This is a genomic window from Streptomyces sp. NPDC033174 (assembly GCF_055577795.1).
The window spans coordinates 371,354-388,997 of the sequence record NZ_JBVIPQ010000002.1 but is presented as its reverse complement, the minus strand read 5'-3'; the positions used below and the strand labels follow the sequence as shown (position 1 = coordinate 388,997).

Genomic DNA, 17,644 nt, shown 5'->3' with positions numbered 1-17,644 from the left:
CGGGTGACCGCGTTGGGCCGACCTGGCCACCCGTGAGGTGATCCCGCCGTTCGCCGCCCATCATCGCCGTGGGCTCGGCCAGGGCCCGTTCCCGCACGCGGAGGTGATGACGTGTCAGGAAGGTTGCTGCGCTCCATCTGTATGGCGGCGATCGCGACGGCGACGATGGTCGCGGCCGTACCCGCCTGCCCGGCGGCGGCCGTACCCGTCGATCCCCCACCGGTGTCCGAGCCGTCGGACGGGTCGCGGGAGGCCGTCGTGGAGCCCGACCCGCAGCTCGAAGCCGATCCTGCCCCTGAGCCCGGCCCGGGCCTCGACACGGACACCGGCGAAGAGGCCGAGGGAGAGTCCGGCGCCCCGGGCGCCCCCGGCTCCGTCCCCCAGCTCCTCGGCCGCCTCCAGAGCCTCTACCAGCAGGCCGAGGCAGCCACCGAGAGCTACAACGCCACCGCCGCATCGCTCGCCCAGCAGCTCGCCCGGACCAAGCAGCTCCACACCGGGCTCGCCGCCGCCCGCAACTCCCTCGCCCGCAGCCGCGACGAGCTCGGGCGGCTCGCCCGCGAGCAGTACCAGGGCCACAGCGATTTCTCCTCGTACGCCCGGCTCCTCCTCGCCCCCGACCCCGAGCACGCCCTCGACCAGCGCCACCTCATGGCCCGCGCCGCCCGCGCGCGGGCGGCGACCGTCGCGCGGCTGGAGGGCGGCGAGAAGCGGGCGCACGCGCTGGCGGTCGCGGCCCGCAAGGCTCTGGACCGGCAGCAGCAGCTGGCCGCGCGCCAGAAGAAGCAGCGCGACACGGTCCGGGCCCGGCTGGCGGAGGTGGAGGAGCTGCTCGCGTCGCTCTCACCCGAGCAGATCGCCGAGCTGACCGAGCGGGAGCGCGTCACGACGGCCGGCGCGCAGAGCGAACTGGTCGGCTCTGGGGTGCTGGACGGCACGCGCACGCCGTCCGAGCAGGGCGGGGAGGCGCTGCGGTACGCGATGAGGCAGGTCGGCAAGCCGTATGTGTGGGGAGCCGAGGGGCCGGAGTCGTTCGACTGCTCCGGTCTGACGTCCCAGGCGTGGGCGAGCGCGGGCCGTACGATCCCGCGCACCAGCCAGGAGCAGTGGCGCACCCTGCCGAAGGTGCCCCTGGCCGAGCTGCGTCCCGGCGATCTGGTGATCTACTTCCCCGGGGCCACCCATGTGGCGATCTATCTCGGCGAGGGCATGGTGGTCCAGGCGCCGCGTCCCGGTGCGCGGGTCAAGGTCTCCCCGATCGCCGCGAACCCCCTGCTGGGGGCCGTCCGTCCGGACCCGTCGGCCGAGCCGCTCCCCTCGTACACTCCGCCGCCGCTGCCCGAGGGCGCGACGGACGGGGCGCACGAGGGGTTCGACGAGGAGTCCGTCACAGAGTGAACAGAGTGGGTGGAGTGAGCCGGGTGAGGGGTCAGGGCCCCGAGACCGAGGCCAGGTAGGCGTTCGTCTTCTCCGGGTCGTAGAAGTAGTTCTCGAAGTCGGCCGGGTTGTTGAACCCGTTCGCGAAGCGGTCGGCGACCGGCTGGAGCCGGCCCGCCGCGCCGATCAGGTTGAGGACGTGCTCCGGCGGGACGCCCAGCATGGCGTTGGTCCACTTGGTGACGTGCTGGGCGGTGTCCCAGTAGCGGTCGAACGTGGACTGCATCCACTCCTCGTCGAAGGGCTTGTCACCGTGCTCGACGATCGAGGAGAGGTACGAGGCGGCGCACTTGGACGCCGAGTTGGAGCCCTGGCCGGTGATGGGGTCGTTGGCGACGACGACATCGGCGACACCGAGGACCAGGCCGCCCCCGGGGAGCCGGCCGATGGGGTTGCGGACCGTCGGCGCGTAGCGGCCCGCCAGGGTCGCGTTGGCGTCGGTGAGTTCGGCCTTGGTGGCGCGCGCGTACTCCCAGGGCGTGAACTTCTCCATCAGCTCCAGCGTCAGCGCCAGGTGCTCGGAGGGGTCCTTGACGCCCTGGAAGACGTCGAGGGGCCCGCCGGGGATGCCCTCCCAGAAGAGGATGTCGGCGCGACCGCTGGTCGTCAGGGTCGGCATGACGAAGAGCTCGCCGACGCCCGGGACCAGGTTGCAGCGAACGGCGTCGTAGTCCGGGTGCTCCGGGCGGGGGCCGAGGCCGTGGACATAGGCCACGGCGAGGGCGCGCTGCGGCTCGCTGTAAGGGGAGCGGGAGGCGTCCCGGCCGAACATGGAGACCAGCTCGCCCTTGCCCGCGGAGACCATGACGAGGTCGTAGGTGCGGGAGAAGTAGTCCAGGTCCGAAACGGCCGCGCCGTGGATGACCAGCTGGCCGCCGCGCTGGGCGAACGTCTCCATCCAGCCGGCCATCTTCACGCGCTGGTCGACGGACTGGGCATAGCCGTCGAGCCTGCCGACCCAGTCGATGGGCCGGGACGCGTCGGGGGCGGCGACGGAGACGCCGAGGCCCTCGATGCGGGGGGCCTGTGTCTCCCAGAAGTTGATGCCCAGGTCGCGCTCGTGCTGGAGGGCGGTGTGGAACATGCACTGGGTGGACATGACCCGGCCGGACCGGATCTCGTCCGCCGTGCGGTTGGACATCAGGGTGACTTCGTACCCCTGCGACTGCAGCCCGAGGGCGAGCTGGAGACCGGACTGACCGGCTCCGACGATGAGTATCTTCGGCATCGAGGCTTCTCTTTCGGCTATCCGACTGTCCGGCTCTTCGGCCGGCCGGCTGCTCTGCTGACCGGCTCTTCGACCGACCGGTTATTCGGGGGTGACTTCGAGGGCGTGGGCGACCATCGCGAGCAGGGACTCGATGACGGAGACCCGGCTGCGCGCGTCCATGATCACCACTGGTACGTGCGCGGGCACTGTCAGGGCCTCGCGGACGTCCTCGGCGGCGAACAGCTCGGTGCCCTCGAAGTGGTTGACGGCCACGATGTACGGCAGTCCGCAGCTCTCGAAGTAGTCGAGCGCCGGGAAGCAGTCGCCGAGCCGCCGGGTGTCGGCGAGCACGATCGCGCCGATCGCGCCGCGCACCAGGTCGTCCCACATGAACCAGAAACGCTGCTGGCCGGGGGTCCCGAAGACGTACAGCACCAGGTCGTCGTCGAGCGTGATCCGGCCGAAGTCCATGGCGACGGTCGTGGTCAGCTTGTCGGGCGTCGCGCTGAGGTCGTCGGTGTCCTCGCTCGCCTGCGTCATCAGCGCCTCGGTCTGCAGAGGCGTGATCTCGGAGACCGATCCGACGAAGGTCGTCTTGCCCACCCCGAAGCCGCCCGCGACGACCACCTTGGTGGCGATGGGGGCACGGGTGTGGTCGAGCTGCCAGGCCTGTTCGTTCTCGTCCTTCTCGACGGTGAGCAGGTCAGAGACGGCGGAGTCCACTCAGCACCCTTTCGAGCAGCGCGCGGTCGGGCTGGCCGATGCCGTGCCCCGTCCCGTACACGCGGATCTTTCCCTGGTCCGCCAGGTCGCTGAGCAGCACCCGGACGACCCCCAGCGGCATCCTCAGCAGCGCCGAGATCTCGGCGACGGTACGCATCCGGCGACAGAGCTCGACGATGGCCCCCATCTCCGGCATGAGCCGGGAGACGAGACCTCCGTTGGACAGTTCCCTGCGCTCCTCGGACGCCTCCAGCGCGGCGACGAACGTCTCCACGAGCAGGACGTGCCCGAAGCGGGTGCGACCGCCGGTGAGCGAGTAGGGGCGGACCCGGGCGGGGCGTTTGCCCTCGCCCCGGACGGGGAGCCTGCGGAAGGATTCGGCGGCGGACGTCACTGGGCGCTCTCCATCGATTTGCGCAGCTCGCTGCGGAGTTCGGGGGTGAGTACGTGTCCGGCACGGCCGACGAAGAGCGCCATGTGGTAAGCGACGACGCTCATGTCGCAGTCCGGCGTGGCGTGCACGCCGAGCAGGGAGCCGTCGCTGATCGACATCACGAGGACGCTGCACTGGTCCATCGCGACCATCGTCTGCTTGACTCCGCCGCCGTCCATCAGCTTGGCGGCGCCGAGGGTGAGGCTGCCGATGCCGGAGACGATGGTGGCCAGGTCGGCACTGGAGCCCTTGGGGCCCTGGGGGCGGCCGGTGGGGGCCCGGCCGGTGTTCTGGGCGGGGTCGGAGGAGAGCAGCAGGAGTCCGTCGGACGAGACGACGGCGACGGAACGGACGCCGGGCACCTCCTCGACGAGGTTGCCCAGAAGCCAGTGAAGATTACGGGCTTCGCTGCTCAGTCCGAATGTGCCGGTCGCAGTCAACTGCGTGCCTCCTCGACTGTGTCCCCCGTCTTCTCGTCTGTGCGTACTGCTTCCGTCCGCTGGGTGGTCTCGGCGTCCTCCGCCAGGTCGGCGATCTCGGCCTCGACGTCACGGCGGCCGTTCTCGGCTCCCAGGTGGAAGCCACCGAGCCTGCGGCGCAGGGCCTCGGCGTCGATGCCGCTCCCGCGCTGCGGCCCGGGAGCCGACACCGGGGTGACGATCTTCGGCGTGCGCTTGGGCAGGCCCTTGTCGGTCAGGCGCTCGGCCGGCTCCTCGGCGCGCTCGTGGGCGTCGGGGCCGATGGCGTACGGGTCGGGCGCCGGGACCTCGTCGGCGGCCTCCGGCTCCTCGGTCCGCGTCTCGGGGTCCTTCGGCCGCTCGGAGGCGTCGGAGCCCGGCTCGGCGGTCCCGGGCTCGGCGGCGATTCCGGACTCCTGGGCGGTCGAGGGCTCTCCGGCGGACTCGGTTCGCGGATCGGGGATCCGCACCTGGAGCGTCGTCTCGGGGCCGGCTTCCTCGGCGGCGGGCTCCTCCGCGTCGCGGATCGCCTGTTCGGCGGCCGCCACCAGCGGGTCGACCGGTGCCGCCGGGTCGACCGGTGCCGCCGGGTCGGCCGGTGCCTCCGGGTCGGCCGGTGCCTCCGGGTCGGCCGGTGCCTCCGGGTCGGCCGGTGCCTCCGGGTCGGCCGGTTCGGTGCGCCCGATCTCCCGGGCGCGGCTCGGCAGTGCGTTGGAGTTCGCCTCGGCGACCGACCCCGGCAGGTTGAGCGTGGGCGCGGTTCCGGCGACCGACACGGCGGGCGGGACGGCGGTCGGCGGGGCCGCCGGCAGCAGCGCCTGCGGCAGGACGACCACGGCCGCGATCCCGCCCTGCTTCTGCTCGCGCAGCTGGACCCGGACGCCGTGGCGGGCGGCCAGCAGCGCGGTGACCCGGATGCCGAGGCCCTCGCCCTCCATGTCGGCGGGTTCCGCCTCCGGGTCGCCGCCCGGACCGGCCAGGCGCGCGTTGAGCTCGCCGAGACGGTTCTCGGTCATCCCTATGCCCTCGTCCTGGACGGAGAGCATGATCTCGCCGCTCTCCAGGAGCCAGCCGGAGAGCTGGACCTGGGCGTCGGGCGGGGAGAACGAGGTGGCGTTCTCGAGCAGTTCGGCGACCAGGTGCGAGAGGTCGTCGGCGGCGAATCCGGCAATGTGGGAGTGCGGCGGCAGGGACTGGATGGTGACCCGCTCGTACCGCTCGATCTCGCTGACGGCGGCGCGCAGGACGTCGACCAGCGGGACGGGGCCGTGGTGGGCGTGGCCGTGCTCGGAGCCGGCGAGGATCAGCAGGTTCTCGCTGTGTCGGCGCATGACCGTGGCCATGTGGTCGAGCTTGAAGAGGGTGGCGAGCCGCTCCGGGTCCTGCTCGCGCTCCTCCAGCTTCTCGATGACGGCGAGCTGACGCTCGACCAGTCCGAGGCTGCGCAGGGCGAGATTGACGAAGGTGTGGTGGACGGTGTGGTTCAGCCGCTGCAGCTCGGCGGTGAGCCGCGCGGTCTGCTCCTGGAGCTCGGCGCGGCGCGCGGCGAGTTCGTCGGTGAGGGCCTCGCGGGCGCCCATGAGGTCGGCCCGGTCGCCGTCGAGCTTCTCGACCCGTACGCCCAGGGTGCGCAGCTTGCCGTGCAGGGCGTTGAGGGAGCGGACGACCTGGGCGAACTCGTCGTTGCGCCCGGTGAAGCGGATGGGTTCCTCGGTGTCCGGCGCGGCGGCCAGCCGGGCGGCGCCGATGCGGAGCACGGCGAGCGGGCGGGTCAGGGTGCGGGCGACGGCGGTGGAGATGCCGACGGCGACCAGCAGGCAGCCGCCGAGGAGGGCGACGCGCAGTTCGAGGGCGGTGACGTCGTCGTCCCTGACCTGGGCGAGCCGCTCGACCTGACCGGCGGCGAGGGCGGACTCGACGCCGCGCATCTGCTCGATCCGGGCGGAGAGCGCGGACTCCAGGGCCTCGCGGTCGGTCTTGCGCTCGGTCTTGGAGAGTTCGGGCCGGTCGGTGAGGCGCGCGAGCTGGTTCTCGGCGCTCTTGACGTCGGGGCCGGTGACGGTGGCGGCGAGGGAGTCGCGGGCGGAGGAGCCGGCCGCCTGGTCGAAGTCGGCGAGGGCGGCCAGTTCACGGACGCGGGACTGCTGGGCGGCGGCGCTGAGCGCGTTGCGGGTGCGCGCGGCCTCTTCGGCGGGGTCGGAGCCCTCGGTGTTCCCCGTGTCCCTGGGGGTGGGGACGGAGAGGGCGGCCAGGAGCAGGCCACGGGTGGCCGAAGCCTGCTCGACGGCGAGGCCGAGGGCGGCGGGGGCGCGGGTGGCCTCGGCGGCCCGGGCCGGGGTGCGCTCGGCGAGCTGGTCGGCGAGGGCCTGCAGCTTGGCGATGATGTCGGTGTACGCCTTGTACGCCTCCAGGGCGGTGCCCTTGCCCGTGAGGGCCGTACGCCGTACGGAGGGGACGCCGGCGAGGTCGCGCCGCAGTTCGGTGGGGGCGGCCTCGCGGATCTCGTCGATCTGGCGGTCGACCCGGGCGCTGCGGGTGGCGGAGATCTGCCGCTTGCCGCGGCCCTTGTCGCCCTCCTCGCCGGCCTGTTCGTCGCGTCCGGCGGCGACATAGGCGGTGACCTCGTCGCGCTCGTCGGCGAGGGAGTGGGCGAGGGTGACGGCCTGCCGGTTGAGTTCGGCGAGGGTGACCAGTCGCTGGGAGTCGGTCAGTTCGCCGGAGGCGGTGAGGACCGCGGGGGCGCCCGCCGCGACGACGGTGAGGCCTACGAGGGCGACACCGGCGACGAGCCGGCTGCGGACCCGTACGGGACGGCGCCCGGATTCGGGGGTCTCCGGAGTCTCGAGGACCTGTGGGCTCTGCGCGGGCTGCGGGGACTCCGGGCTACCGAGGGTCTCCTTGCGCGTGCCGCTGTTGCTCCGAGGCCGCTTCTTCTGCACCGGTGCTCGCATCCTTGACTCGTCCACCCATGAAGCAGAGGTGACAACCGGTCACACAAGAGAGCGCCCCCACCCCTGGTACGGCTTTCGACCATTCCAGCGCTTTTGGGAAGGGGACGCGCATCGGCCGCTCCGCCACCCGAACGAGTGAACAACACTCCCGAGTTGACAAACAACCTGCCCGGACGGGAGCGGCGGGGGCGCCGGAACCGTCGGCTGGAACTTCCGCGCGGCCTTTGGCAGGATGCGCGCCCGCAGCTTCTCGGAGTCACCGATTCCGCCTGTGGTGCATGCTCTGACCTGCTGGTACAGGCCAATTTCGGCCATTCGGCGGTGATGTGAAGGAGTCATGCAGACTGGCTCCCATGCGCACCGCACTCGCCACCGTCCCCGGCAGCCCCGAACGCCCCAACGAGGACTGGGCCGCCGTGGCCCTTCCCGCGTCGGGCCAGGGCGGAGTGCTGGTGCTGCTGGACGGGGTGACCCCACCCCGGGGAGATGACGGTTGTGTGCACACCGTCCCCTGGTTCACGGCCCGGCTCGGTGGCGCCCTGACCGAACTGTCCGGTTCGCGGCGGGAGATGCCCCTGGCCGAGATCCTGTCGCTGGCAATCCGGCGCACCGCGGACGCCCATCGCGACACCTGTGACCTTTCTCACGTACGTACGCCGCAGGCGACCGTGGTGATGGCGCGCTGGGACGACGTCTCGGTCGAACATCTGGTCCTGTCCGACTCCGCTCTGCTGCTCGCCTCACCCACCGGGGCGGTGCATGCGGTCCTCGACGACCGGCTCGACCGGATTCCGCCGGAGATCCTGCGCTCGCTGGAGGCCACGGACGCGCTGCGCAACGCCGAGGGCGGCTTCCACACCGCGGCGGCCGACCCGTCGGTGGCGGGGCTCGCCGTGACCGGGGTGACGCCACGCGCGGAGGTACGGGCCCTGGCGGCACTCACGGACGGCGCGTCGCGCTGGGTGGAGCTGTTCGAGGAGGGCAGCTGGACGGACCTGTTCCTTCTCGTCGAGAAGGAGGGGCCGGACGGCCTGATCGACCGGGTGCGGGCGAGGGAGTCCCGGGACGCGGAGGCGGGCGGCTTCCGCCGCTGGAAGACGCACGACGACGCGACGGCCGTACACGTGGAGCTGTGAGCCCGGCGCTCCACCCCCTCGTGCAATTGAGTGTGTTTGTCAGACTTTGGCGAACTTCGCTCGGAAACCGGGGAGGGAGGGAACATGACCCAAGCCATGCCGCCCGCCGCACCACCCTCCCCCGAGGTGCACTTCTGGGCCGTCCCCGATCTGACCGGTCTGGACTTCGACCCGCTGCTCGCCCGGCTGCTGCACGACGAGCCGATCACCCGCATCCGCCTGCCGCACGGTGAGGGCCATGCCTGGCTCGTCACGCGGTACGAGGACGTGAAGTTCGTGACCGTGGACCCCCGGTTCAGCCGGCAGGCCGTGTTCGGTCGCTCCGTCACCCGGCTCGCCCCGCACTTCATCCCGACGGACGACGCGGTCGGGTTCGCCGATCCGCCCGACCACACCCGGATGCGGCGCGTCGTGGCGAAGGCGTTCAGCGCCCGCGCGCTCAAGGCCCTGCGGGAGCACGCCCAGGAGGCGATGAACGGTCTGCTGGACGCGCTGGAGGAGCATGGTCAGCCGGCCGACCTCATGGAGATGGTCAACCGCCCCTTCCCGCTGATCATGGTCACCGAGCTGATGGGCGTACCGGCCGAGGACCGGCATCTGATGGCCCACTGGTCCGACACCATCATCTCCGCCGCGGCCGGCCGGGAGGTCAGCGAGCAGGCCAAGAACGAGATGTCCGAGTACTTCCGTACGCTCATCGGCCGCAGCCACGGCTCCGAGAGCGACGCGCTGACCGCGGTACTGGCCGAGGCCGTCGGCGAAGGGGTGCTCACCGAGACCGAAGCGATCGGCCTCGCCGTACTGATCCAGATCGGCGGCGCCCACGCCGTCCGCAACAACAGCGCCAACATGGTCTACGCGCTGCTCACGCACCCGGAGCAGCTCGCCAGGCTGCGCGCCCAGCCGGAGCTGCTGCCGCAGGCCGTCGAGGAGCTGCTGCGCTACATCCCGCACCGCAACGCCGTCGGCCTGTCCCGGATCGCGATGGAGGACGTCGAGGTCGCCGGGGTGGTGATCCCCGAGGGCGAGGCGATCTACGTGTCGTACCTGACGGCGAACCGGGACCCGTCGGTGTTCGCCGACCCGAACGCGCTGGACTTCGACCGCGCCTACAACCCCCACGTCGCCTTCGGTCACGGACCGCACTACTGTCCCGGCGCCGCGCTCGCCCGGATGGAGTCGGAGATTCTGCTGGCGACGCTGTGGGACCGCTTCCCCGGCCTGCGGCTCGCCGTCCCCGAGGAGGAGGTCCAGTGGCAGCGCGGTGCGCTGATCCGCGGCCCCGAGTCCCTGCCGGTGGCCTGGTGACCGCGCACCATGCCAAGGCGGGTCTGGCGATGACGGCGGTCCGGGCGGGCAGCGGAGTGATCGTGCCGCCGGGCGGGGGCAAGACCCTGACGACCGCGGCGCAGCAGGTGACCTTCAAGGTGGCCGGCGGGCAGTCCCTGACCGCGTCGACGTTCGAGGTGGTGGTGCCGCCGGGGTTCGACGTCGGCGCCCACGCCCACAAGAACAGCGAGGAGTTGTTCTATGTGCTGGAGGGCGAGCTGGACGTGCTCGCCTTCGAGCCGAGAATCCGCACGCCCGACTCCTGGCGCGAGTGGGAGTCCCCGTCCGGGGAGCGGACCGTCCGGGCGAGGGCGGGCACGCTGATGCTCGTACCCCCGGGGTGTCCGCACGCGTTCGCCAATCCGACGGGCGAGCCCGCGCGGGTCCTCTTCCAGGCCGCGCCTCCGCCGGACCACGAGAAGTACTTCGAGGAGCTGATGGAGATTCTCGGCTCGGGCGGCCCGGTCGACCACGCGGCCGTCGCCGCGCTGCGGACCCGCTACGACATCGAACAGCTGACGCCGCTGCGGCACGGGCCGCCGCTTGGGGGCGCGGCTTCATGAGCGCCGCCGCGAGGTTCGTGGTGGGGGCGGGTGCGCGAGCGTGCGCGCCAGGCGTCGGCGGGTGGACGGGACGTCGCGGACTCGGGCTAGGGGCTCTCGGCTCGGGTGTTGAGCTGGTGCAGCAGCCGCGCCAGTTCGGCGATCTCACCGCGGTCCCAGCCGGCCAGCTTGCGTACGTAACGCTCCCGGCGGGCGTCGCGGACGTGCCGGAAGCGGTCGCGGCCCTCGTCGGTGATCCGGACGAGGGAGGCGCGGCCGTCGGCGGGGTCGGGGGCGCGGGTGACGAGCCCGAGGTCCTCCAGGGCGCGGAGCTGACGGCTCATGGTCGCCTTGCCGACGCCGAAGTAGCCGGCCAGGTCCGTGGCGCGCTGACTTCCGGCCTCGTCAAGACGGACGAGGAGTCCATAGGCGGCGGGCTCCAGGTCCGGATGGACCTCGCGGGCCATTTCGCCGGAGGAGGCACGGGCGCGGCGCAGAAAGACAGCCAATTCGCGCTCCAGGGCCAGGAATTCGTGGTCCACACCACTTGTCCCCCGGGAGTCCTCTTCGCTCCCCGTACCGCTTCCCTGCACGTCAGCACCCCTCGCGCGCTTTCCGGAATCTGAAAGTTTCCGCCACCGGCGGCCGTTGCCGCAGCTCCGCCAGTATTTCGCAGGCGTAGACCAACGGCAGCATCCTGTCCCCCTTCCGCGCGGGCGGTCTACGTGCGTAGCGTCAACAGTGACATGTCCACACCATGGACTTGTCGACATCGGATCCCCCCCACCACCGAGGCTCTTTCGGAGGCACGCAATGCCCGTGCACAGATCCGGCACGTCCCGCTTCTCCCCCGCCGCCGCGCTCCTCGCGGTCCTGGCTCTCCTCCTCACTCTCCCCGGCGCGGCCACCGCCGCCGACAAGCCGGTCCGCGGCGAGGCCCACATGGGTATGGGCGTCGCCACCCACGACGGCGTGGGCGGTCTCCCGCGCGACTCACGCAACGTCCAGACCGAAGGCGTGGACGTCTCCAGCCACCAGGGCAACGTCGCCTGGTCCACGCTCTGGAACAGCGGTGTGAAGTGGGCCTATGTGAAGGCCACCGAGGGGACGTATTACAAGAACCCCTACTTCGGGCAGCAGTACAACGGCTCCTACGGCGTCGGGATGATCCGCGGGGCGTACCACTTCGCCACCCCCGACACCACGAACGGCGCGACCCAGGCCGACTACTTCGTCAACAACGGCGGTGGCTGGTCCCGCGACGGCAGGACCCTGCCGGGCGCGCTGGACATCGAGTGGAATCCCTACGGCGCGGCCTGCTACGGCAAGACCGCGTCCGGCATGGTCACCTGGATCCGTGACTTCGTGAACCGCTACAAGGCCCGCACCGGCCGCGCCCCGCTCATCTACACGGCCACCTCCTGGTGGAAGCAGTGCACCGGCAACTACTCCGGTTTCGGCGCGGTCAATCCGCTGTGGATCGCCCGCTACGACACGACGGCGGGCGAACTCCCGGCCGGCTGGGCGTACTACACCATGTGGCAGTACACCTCGACGGGTCCGACGGTCGGCGACCACAGCAGGTTCAACGGCCCCTACGACCGCCTCCAGGCGCTGGCGTACGGCTGACGGCCGGCCTCACCGCCCACCCTGCGAAACCCCCGGCGCCGTCCGCGCCGGGGGTTTCCCCCTGCCCCGCGGCCCGGAGGTGAGTAAGGATGGGGCGTATGTACGTGCACGGGAAGAGGCTGTTGCTGTGGTGCGTCGCCGCCGTCCTCACCGGAGCCACCGCGTGCGCCGCGCCCGCACGCTCGGCGGCGCCGGCGCGGGCCCCCGCGCCCACCCCCGGAACCTCCGCGGCGCCCGGCGCGGGCCTGCCGTCGGTGGGCGTCCTGACCGGCGAGGACGGCCACTGGTGCACGGCGAGCGTGGTGGACAGCCCGAAGGGCGACGTCGTCGCGACGGCGGCGCACTGTGTGTTCACGGACGGGGAGTACATGAAGGACTTCTCGTTCGCCCCCGGCTTCCGCGGCCCGGGCGAGGGCACGGCCCCGTACGGCACCTGGAAGGTCCGGTCGGTCCAGGTCGACGACGGCTGGCGCGACGAGGGTGACGACGCCGTCGACTACGCCTTCCTCACCCTCGAGCCGGACGCGAAGGGCCGCAGCGTGCAGCAGGTCGTGGGCGGCGCGGCGCCCGACTGGTCGTCGCGGCCGGACCGCCGGGTGACCGTCGTCGGTTATCCGAACGCGGACCACAATCCGGGGAACACCCCGATCTCCTGCACCACGGACGCCACCGCCGACCCGGACCTGAAGGGCTCCATGGTGATGGAGTGCGCTGGCTTCTGGGACGGCACGAGCGGCAGCCCCTGGCTCGCCGACTACCGGGACGCGCGCCGTCCGGGCCGCCTGATCGGCGTTCTGAGCGGCGGCGACACGGACACCGAGTCGACGGCGGTGCTCTTCGGCGCGCGGGCGCGGACGCTCTACGAGAGGGCGGCCCGCGCGTAGGGCGCTCCCCCGCACGGAGGCCGGTCCCTCCCGCCCGTCCAGGGGCAGGAGGAACCGGCCTCGCGCCGGACGCTACGCCGCCGCCGTCACCAGCACCTCCGCCGGGGCGAGGGCGATCTCCAGGACCTGGCGGACGTCCGTCACCGGGTGGACCTCCAGCTTCTGAAGGATCTCGGCCGGGACGTCGTCCAGGTCGGCCTCGTTCCGCTTCGGGATGACCACGGTCGTGATGCCCGCCCGGTGCGCGGCCAGCAGCTTCTGCTTCAGACCGCCGATCGGCAGCACCCGCCCGGTCAGCGACACCTCACCGGTCATCGCCACGTCCGTACGGACCAGACGCCCGGAGAGCAGCGACGCCAGCGCGGTCGTCATCGTGATGCCCGCGCTCGGGCCGTCCTTGGGGACCGCGCCCGCCGGGAAGTGGATGTGCACGCCCCGGTCCTTCAGCCCGGTCACCGGCAGCTCCAGCTCCGCGCCGTGCGACCGCAGGAAGGAGAGCGCGATCCGCGCGGACTCCTTCATCACGTCACCGAGCTGTCCGGTGAGCGTGAGTCCCGCCGCGCCCGTCTCCGGGTCGGCCAGCGACGCCTCCACGAAGAGGACGTCGCCGCCGGCGCCGGTCACCGCCAGGCCGGTGGCCACACCGGGCACCGAGGTGCGCCGCTCGGCCGGGTCCTGCGCCGACTCGGGGACGTGGTGGGGCCGTCCGATGAGCGCCCGCAGATCGTCCGGGGAGATCGTGAACGGCAGTTCGCGGTCGCCCAGTTCGTGCTGCGCCGCCACCTTCCGCAGCAGGCGTGCGATCGAGCGCTCCAGGGTGCGGACGCCCGCCTCGCGGGTGTACTCGCCGGCCAGCTTGCGCAGCGACGCCTCCTCCAGGACGACCTCGCCCGGCTCCAGTCCCGCGCGCTCCAGCTGACGGGGCAGCAGGTGGTCGCGGGCGATGACGACCTTCTCGTCCTCGGTGTAGCCGTCGAGCCTGACCAGTTCCATACGGTCGAGCAGGGCCTCCGGGATCGCTTCCAGCACGTTGGCCGTGGCGAGGAAGACGACATCGCTGAGGTCGAGTTCGACCTCCAGGTAGTGGTCCCGGAAGGTGTGGTTCTGCGCCGGGTCGAGGACTTCGAGCAGCGCGGCGGCCGGGTCGCCGCGGAAGTCGGAACCGACCTTGTCGATCTCGTCGAGCAGGACCACCGGGTTCATGGACCCGGCCTCCTTGATGGCGCGGACGATACGGCCAGGCAGCGCGCCGACGTACGTACGCCGGTGGCCGCGGATCTCCGCCTCGTCCCGGACGCCGCCGAGCGCGACGCGGACGAACTCGCGGCCCATCGCGTGCGCGACGGACTCGCCCAGCGAGGTCTTGCCGACTCCGGGCGGGCCGACGAGCGCGAGCACGGCGCCGCCCCGGCGGCCGCCGACCACGCCGAGGCCCCGCTCGGCGCGCCGCTTGCGCACGGCCAGGTACTCGGTGATGCGTTCCTTCACGTCCTCCAGGCCCGCGTGCTCGGCGTCGAGGATCGCCTTGGCGCCCTGGATGTCGTACTCGTCCTCGGTGCGCTCGTTCCACGGCAGTTCGAGGACGGTGTCGAGCCAGGTGCGGATCCAGGAGCCCTCCGGGGACTGGTCGCTGGACCGCTCCAGCTTGTCGACCTCCTTGAGGGCGGCCTCCCGGACCTTCCCGGGAAGGTCGGCGGCCTCGACCCGGGCGCGGTAGTCGTCCGGCTCGTCCTCGGTGCCGCTCTCTCCGTTGAGTTCGCGCAGCTCCTTGCGGACGGCTTCCAGCTGACGCCGCAGCAGGAATTCGCGCTGCTGCTTGTCGACGCCCTCCTGGACGTCCTTGGCGATGGACTCGGCGACCTCCTGCTCGGCGAGGTGGCCGCGCAGCTGCTCGGTGGCGAGCCTGAGCCGGGCGACCGGGTCCTCGGTCTCCAGCAGTTCGACCTTCTGGCCGACCGTCAGGAACGGCGAGTAGCCGGCGTTGTCGGCGAGGGCCGAGACGTCGTCGATCTGCTGGACGCGGTCGACGACCTGCCAGGCTCCGCGCTTCTTCAGCCAGCTGGTGGCGAGCGCCTTGTACTCGGTGACCAGCTCGTTCACCGAGCCGGGGAGCGGGTCGGGGACCGTCTCCTCGACGGTGGCGCCCTCGACCCAGAGGGCCGCGCCCGGCCCTGTCGTGCCGGCACCGATCCTCACGCGGCCGCGGCCGCGGATCAGGGCACCGGGGTCGCCGTCGGAGAGCCGTCCCACCTGCTCCACGGTGCCGAGCACACCGGTACCGGCGTACGTCCCGTCGATCCGGGGCACCAGCAGCACCTTGGGCTTGCTGCCCGCCGCGGCAGCCTGCGCGGCCTCGACCGCGGCACGCACGTCGTTGTCGGACAGATCGAGCGGCACCACCATTCCGGGCAGCACGACCTCGTCGTCGAGCGGCAGCACAGGCAGAGTGAGCGTCGAGTACTCCGTGGACTCAGCAGCCATGATCTCCCCTTCAGCATTCAAGTTGAGCTATGCCGACTCAATGCTCGTGAGCGGAGGATTGTTCCCCGGCGACTGTTCGCTCTGAGCGATCACTTTCGGGGGGAGGGTCCGGACGGATGCGGCGGAGGGGTGGTCCTCTCCCGCCCGACCCGGCATGCTCGGGGCCATGACCATGCGGGGGTGCGGACGAGGTGCGTGGGGCGCGGGGCTGTTGCTGGCCGTCGCGCTCGGAGTGACCGGCTGCGGGACCTCGGGACCGCCGCCCCCGGACCGGCCCGCGCAGACCGGCGGCGGGGCGCCGTCACCACCCGCCGAGGGGCCTTCGGGCACTCCGGCGCCGCCGAAGGACACCCCCGACCCGGACGAGGTGCTCGTCCATGTGAACGTCAGCGGCGGTTTCGCGGGTGTCAGCAACGACCTGACCGTCCGTTACGACGGCCGCTACACCACCCGGTCGGGGACGAAGCCGGAGCGCACCGGCCGGATGTCCCCGGCCGACGTCGGGACGCTGCGCGAGGCCCTGGAGGACCCCGCCTACGCCAAGGTGCCCGCCCGGCCCACCGGGACGCCCGTCTTCGACGGCTTCCAGTATGTGATCGCGCATCAGCACCGGGTCGTCGTCACCGGGGACGGGGAGCGGCCGCCGGCTCTGGACCGGGTGTTCGCGGCGCTGCCCGACGACGCACGACTGACCAGCAAGTGACCCCCGCCAACAGCGCGAGTGGATGACCCCAGTTGCTGATCGGATCCTCGAACGCCAGCAGGTCGCGGACCAGTACGAGCGCGGTCCCGCCCAGGAGTGCTGTCCGCGCGGGCGCGCGGAGCAGGCCGGCGAGTGCGCCGACGCAGGCGAGCAGCCCGAAACTGATGCCGTAGTCGAGCCGGTGGAGCGACGACTCGGGCAGCCGCCCGGCGAGGACGGACAGTCCGACCGGCACCTCGGTGGCGAGGGTCGCCACGACGTGCCCGGCCAGGAAGACGCCCGCCGTGCGCACTCCGCCGACGCGGCGCTCCAGAGCGGTGAGGACGAGGACGAAGCCGAGGGCGTACGGAGAGGCGAGGCCGCCCGCGATCCACAGGGCGCTGGCGGCCAGGACGAGCAGCGGCGTGCGGGAGAGGTGGGCGGCGTCCGTACTGGACCCCCGGAGCAGCGCGGCGACCGTGTCCGGGTCGCCGAACCGCGTGTACAGGGAGGTCGCGACGAGGACGAGGGTGTAGCAGAAGGTGAAGGGGGTGCCCCGGGGTGTGGGCAGGAGAGCGCCGGCCCGGGGAACCGGGTAGCGGGCTCGGGACATGGCGGCGGTCCGCTGGGCCGGGACGGCGTTCAGCGGCGGGGCGCCTTCCTCGGGCGATGCGCTCGCACGCCCGTCGGACACTGTGCCGGACACCGTGGCCCCTTCGGCCGTTCCGGGCGGGGGAAGCCGGTGCACCGCGCCAGATCCCTCCGTCCGCTGCCTGTCGACACGTCCCCCGGCTCCACCCTGCCCCACACGCGGCGATCGCCACTCCCCGCGTCCCGTGACCTCCGTCACGCGGGGAGCGGCCCATGCGCTTGTCCCGACCCCTGCCGTACGGGGAGGATGGGCCGGCGGCGTCCGGGTACGCGAGACGTGTCCGGAACCGTCCGACACCTACCCGCACACGGCAGGAGGCTCCCCGCCATGTCCGCCCCCGTCACCCTCGACCGGCGCGAAGGACCGTACGGGGAGGTGGTACTGCGACGGGACGGGTCCCTCCTCCAGATCATCGCCAACGGCACGTTCCTGATGGACACGTCCGACGGCCGCTCGGAGCGTCTGCTCATCGACGCGGCCGCCCAGGCGCTCGGCGGCGCCCCGGGCCACTCCGTACTGATCGGCGGACTCGGCGTCGGGTTCTCCCTGGCACACGCGGCGTCCGACCCGGGCTGGTCGCGGATCGCGGTCGTCGAGCGCGAACAGGCGATCATCGACTGGCACCGTGAGGGGCCGCTCGCGGCGATCTCGGGGCAGGCCCTCGGCGATCCGCGCACCGTGATCCTTCACACGGACCTCGTGGAGTACCTCCACACCTCCCCGGACACCTACGACGCCCTCTGCCTGGACATCGACAACGGCCCGGACTGGACCGTCACCGAGGACAACGAGAACCTGTACTCCCCCGCGGGGCTGGCGGCCTGTTGGGACCGGCTGGCACCGGGCGGCGTGCTCGCCGTGTGGTCCGCCCAACCGTCGGAGAAATTCGAAGAGTCGTTGCGGAATGCCGGATTCAGCGGGGTAAGAACCGAAGAGATCCACGTTGCCCGGGGCGTTCCCGATGTGGTGCACCTCGGCATCCGGGCTGCGTAGCCGGGACGGCGCGACTGCCTTTACGCTGCTGACTCACACACGGATCACGGCCGGACGGAAACGGCCACACAGAACTACGTGCGGTGCGCGGACAGCGCGACAGG

16 protein-coding genes are annotated in these 17,644 nt (G+C 72.1%); 8 read left to right on the top strand and 8 right to left on the bottom strand.

The window, feature by feature from the left end:
* The first annotated feature begins 111 nt into the window (after positions 1–111).
* A complete protein-coding gene (locus ACZ5VC_RS08065) occupies positions 112–1,398 on the top strand; it encodes a C40 family peptidase (RefSeq protein ID WP_469119259.1) in 1,287 nt (428 codons plus the stop codon).
* Positions 1,399–1,429: 31 nt separating this feature from the next.
* On the opposite strand, the gene ACZ5VC_RS08060 is transcribed toward ACZ5VC_RS08065, so the two are convergent.
* From ACZ5VC_RS08060 to ACZ5VC_RS08040, 5 genes are all read right to left on the bottom strand, one after another.
* Complete coding sequence (locus ACZ5VC_RS08060; protein ID WP_469119258.1) at positions 1,430–2,665, bottom strand: styrene monooxygenase/indole monooxygenase family protein; 1,236 nt, start codon at positions 2,663–2,665, stop codon at positions 1,430–1,432.
* Positions 2,666–2,746: 81 nt separating this feature from the next.
* Entirely contained in the window at positions 2,747–3,370 is a 624-nt protein-coding gene (locus ACZ5VC_RS08055; RefSeq protein ID WP_469119257.1) for a GTP-binding protein, read from the bottom strand.
* Complete coding sequence (locus ACZ5VC_RS08050; RefSeq protein ID WP_469119256.1) at positions 3,351–3,764, bottom strand: DUF742 domain-containing protein; 414 nt, start codon at positions 3,762–3,764, stop codon at positions 3,351–3,353. Before ACZ5VC_RS08050 ends, ACZ5VC_RS08055 begins: the two co-directional genes overlap by 20 nt.
* Positions 3,761–4,243, bottom strand: a complete 483-nt coding sequence (locus tag ACZ5VC_RS08045) for a roadblock/LC7 domain-containing protein (RefSeq protein ID WP_469119255.1) — start codon at positions 4,241–4,243, stop codon at positions 3,761–3,763. Before ACZ5VC_RS08045 ends, ACZ5VC_RS08050 begins: the two co-directional genes overlap by 4 nt.
* Positions 4,240–7,200: a nitrate- and nitrite sensing domain-containing protein gene (locus tag ACZ5VC_RS08040; RefSeq protein WP_469119254.1), complete on the bottom strand. Its 2,961-nt coding sequence runs from the start codon at positions 7,198–7,200 to the stop codon at positions 4,240–4,242. Before ACZ5VC_RS08040 ends, ACZ5VC_RS08045 begins: the two co-directional genes overlap by 4 nt.
* 365 nt (positions 7,201–7,565) lie before the next feature.
* Between ACZ5VC_RS08040 and ACZ5VC_RS08035 the strand changes: the two genes are divergently transcribed.
* From ACZ5VC_RS08035 to ACZ5VC_RS08025, 3 genes are all read left to right on the top strand, one after another.
* Positions 7,566–8,348: a hypothetical protein gene (locus ACZ5VC_RS08035; RefSeq protein WP_469119253.1), complete on the top strand. Its 783-nt coding sequence runs from the start codon at positions 7,566–7,568 to the stop codon at positions 8,346–8,348.
* Positions 8,349–8,432: 84 nt separating this feature from the next.
* The gene (locus tag ACZ5VC_RS08030) at positions 8,433–9,656 is read left to right on the top strand and encodes a cytochrome P450 (RefSeq protein WP_469119252.1); all 1,224 of its coding nucleotides are present in this window, start codon (positions 8,433–8,435) and stop codon (positions 9,654–9,656) included.
* A 29-nt stretch (positions 9,657–9,685) separates the two neighbouring features.
* Entirely contained in the window at positions 9,686–10,240 is a 555-nt protein-coding gene (locus ACZ5VC_RS08025; RefSeq protein ID WP_469119587.1) for a cupin domain-containing protein, read from the top strand.
* 86 nt (positions 10,241–10,326) lie between these two features.
* On the opposite strand, the gene ACZ5VC_RS08020 is transcribed toward ACZ5VC_RS08025, so the two are convergent.
* The gene (locus ACZ5VC_RS08020; RefSeq protein ID WP_469119251.1) at positions 10,327–10,812 is read right to left on the bottom strand and encodes a MarR family winged helix-turn-helix transcriptional regulator; all 486 of its coding nucleotides are present in this window, start codon (positions 10,810–10,812) and stop codon (positions 10,327–10,329) included.
* Positions 10,813–11,032: 220 nt separating this feature from the next.
* On the opposite strand from ACZ5VC_RS08020, the gene ACZ5VC_RS08015 reads away from it, so the two are divergent.
* Both ACZ5VC_RS08015 and ACZ5VC_RS08010 read left to right on the top strand, forming a co-directional pair.
* Positions 11,033–11,848: a lysozyme gene (locus ACZ5VC_RS08015; RefSeq protein WP_469119250.1), complete on the top strand. Its 816-nt coding sequence runs from the start codon at positions 11,033–11,035 to the stop codon at positions 11,846–11,848.
* A 98-nt stretch (positions 11,849–11,946) separates the two neighbouring features.
* Positions 11,947–12,732 carry a trypsin-like serine peptidase gene (locus tag ACZ5VC_RS08010; RefSeq protein WP_469119249.1) on the top strand — a complete coding sequence of 262 codons (786 nt, stop codon included), beginning with the start codon at positions 11,947–11,949 and terminating at the stop codon, positions 12,730–12,732.
* A gap of 72 nt (positions 12,733–12,804) precedes the next feature.
* Here the strand turns inward: ACZ5VC_RS08010 and lon are convergent, their stop codons facing one another.
* Positions 12,805–15,213, bottom strand: a complete 2,409-nt coding sequence (gene lon / locus ACZ5VC_RS08005; protein ID WP_469119248.1) for an endopeptidase La — start codon at positions 15,211–15,213, stop codon at positions 12,805–12,807.
* A gap of 166 nt (positions 15,214–15,379) precedes the next feature.
* On the opposite strand from lon, the gene ACZ5VC_RS08000 reads away from it, so the two are divergent.
* Positions 15,380–15,916: a hypothetical protein gene (locus ACZ5VC_RS08000; protein WP_469119247.1), complete on the top strand. Its 537-nt coding sequence runs from the start codon at positions 15,380–15,382 to the stop codon at positions 15,914–15,916.
* On the opposite strand, the gene ACZ5VC_RS07995 is transcribed toward ACZ5VC_RS08000, so the two are convergent.
* Positions 15,834–16,601, bottom strand: coding sequence for a rhomboid-like protein (locus ACZ5VC_RS07995; protein ID WP_469119246.1), 768 nt, complete (start codon positions 16,599–16,601; stop codon positions 15,834–15,836). The genes ACZ5VC_RS08000 and ACZ5VC_RS07995 overlap by 83 nt on opposite strands.
* A 273-nt stretch (positions 16,602–16,874) precedes the next feature.
* On the opposite strand from ACZ5VC_RS07995, the gene ACZ5VC_RS07990 reads away from it, so the two are divergent.
* Positions 16,875–17,540, top strand: coding sequence for a spermidine synthase family protein (locus ACZ5VC_RS07990; RefSeq protein WP_469119245.1), 666 nt, complete (start codon positions 16,875–16,877; stop codon positions 17,538–17,540).
* Positions 17,541–17,644 lie beyond the last annotated feature (104 nt).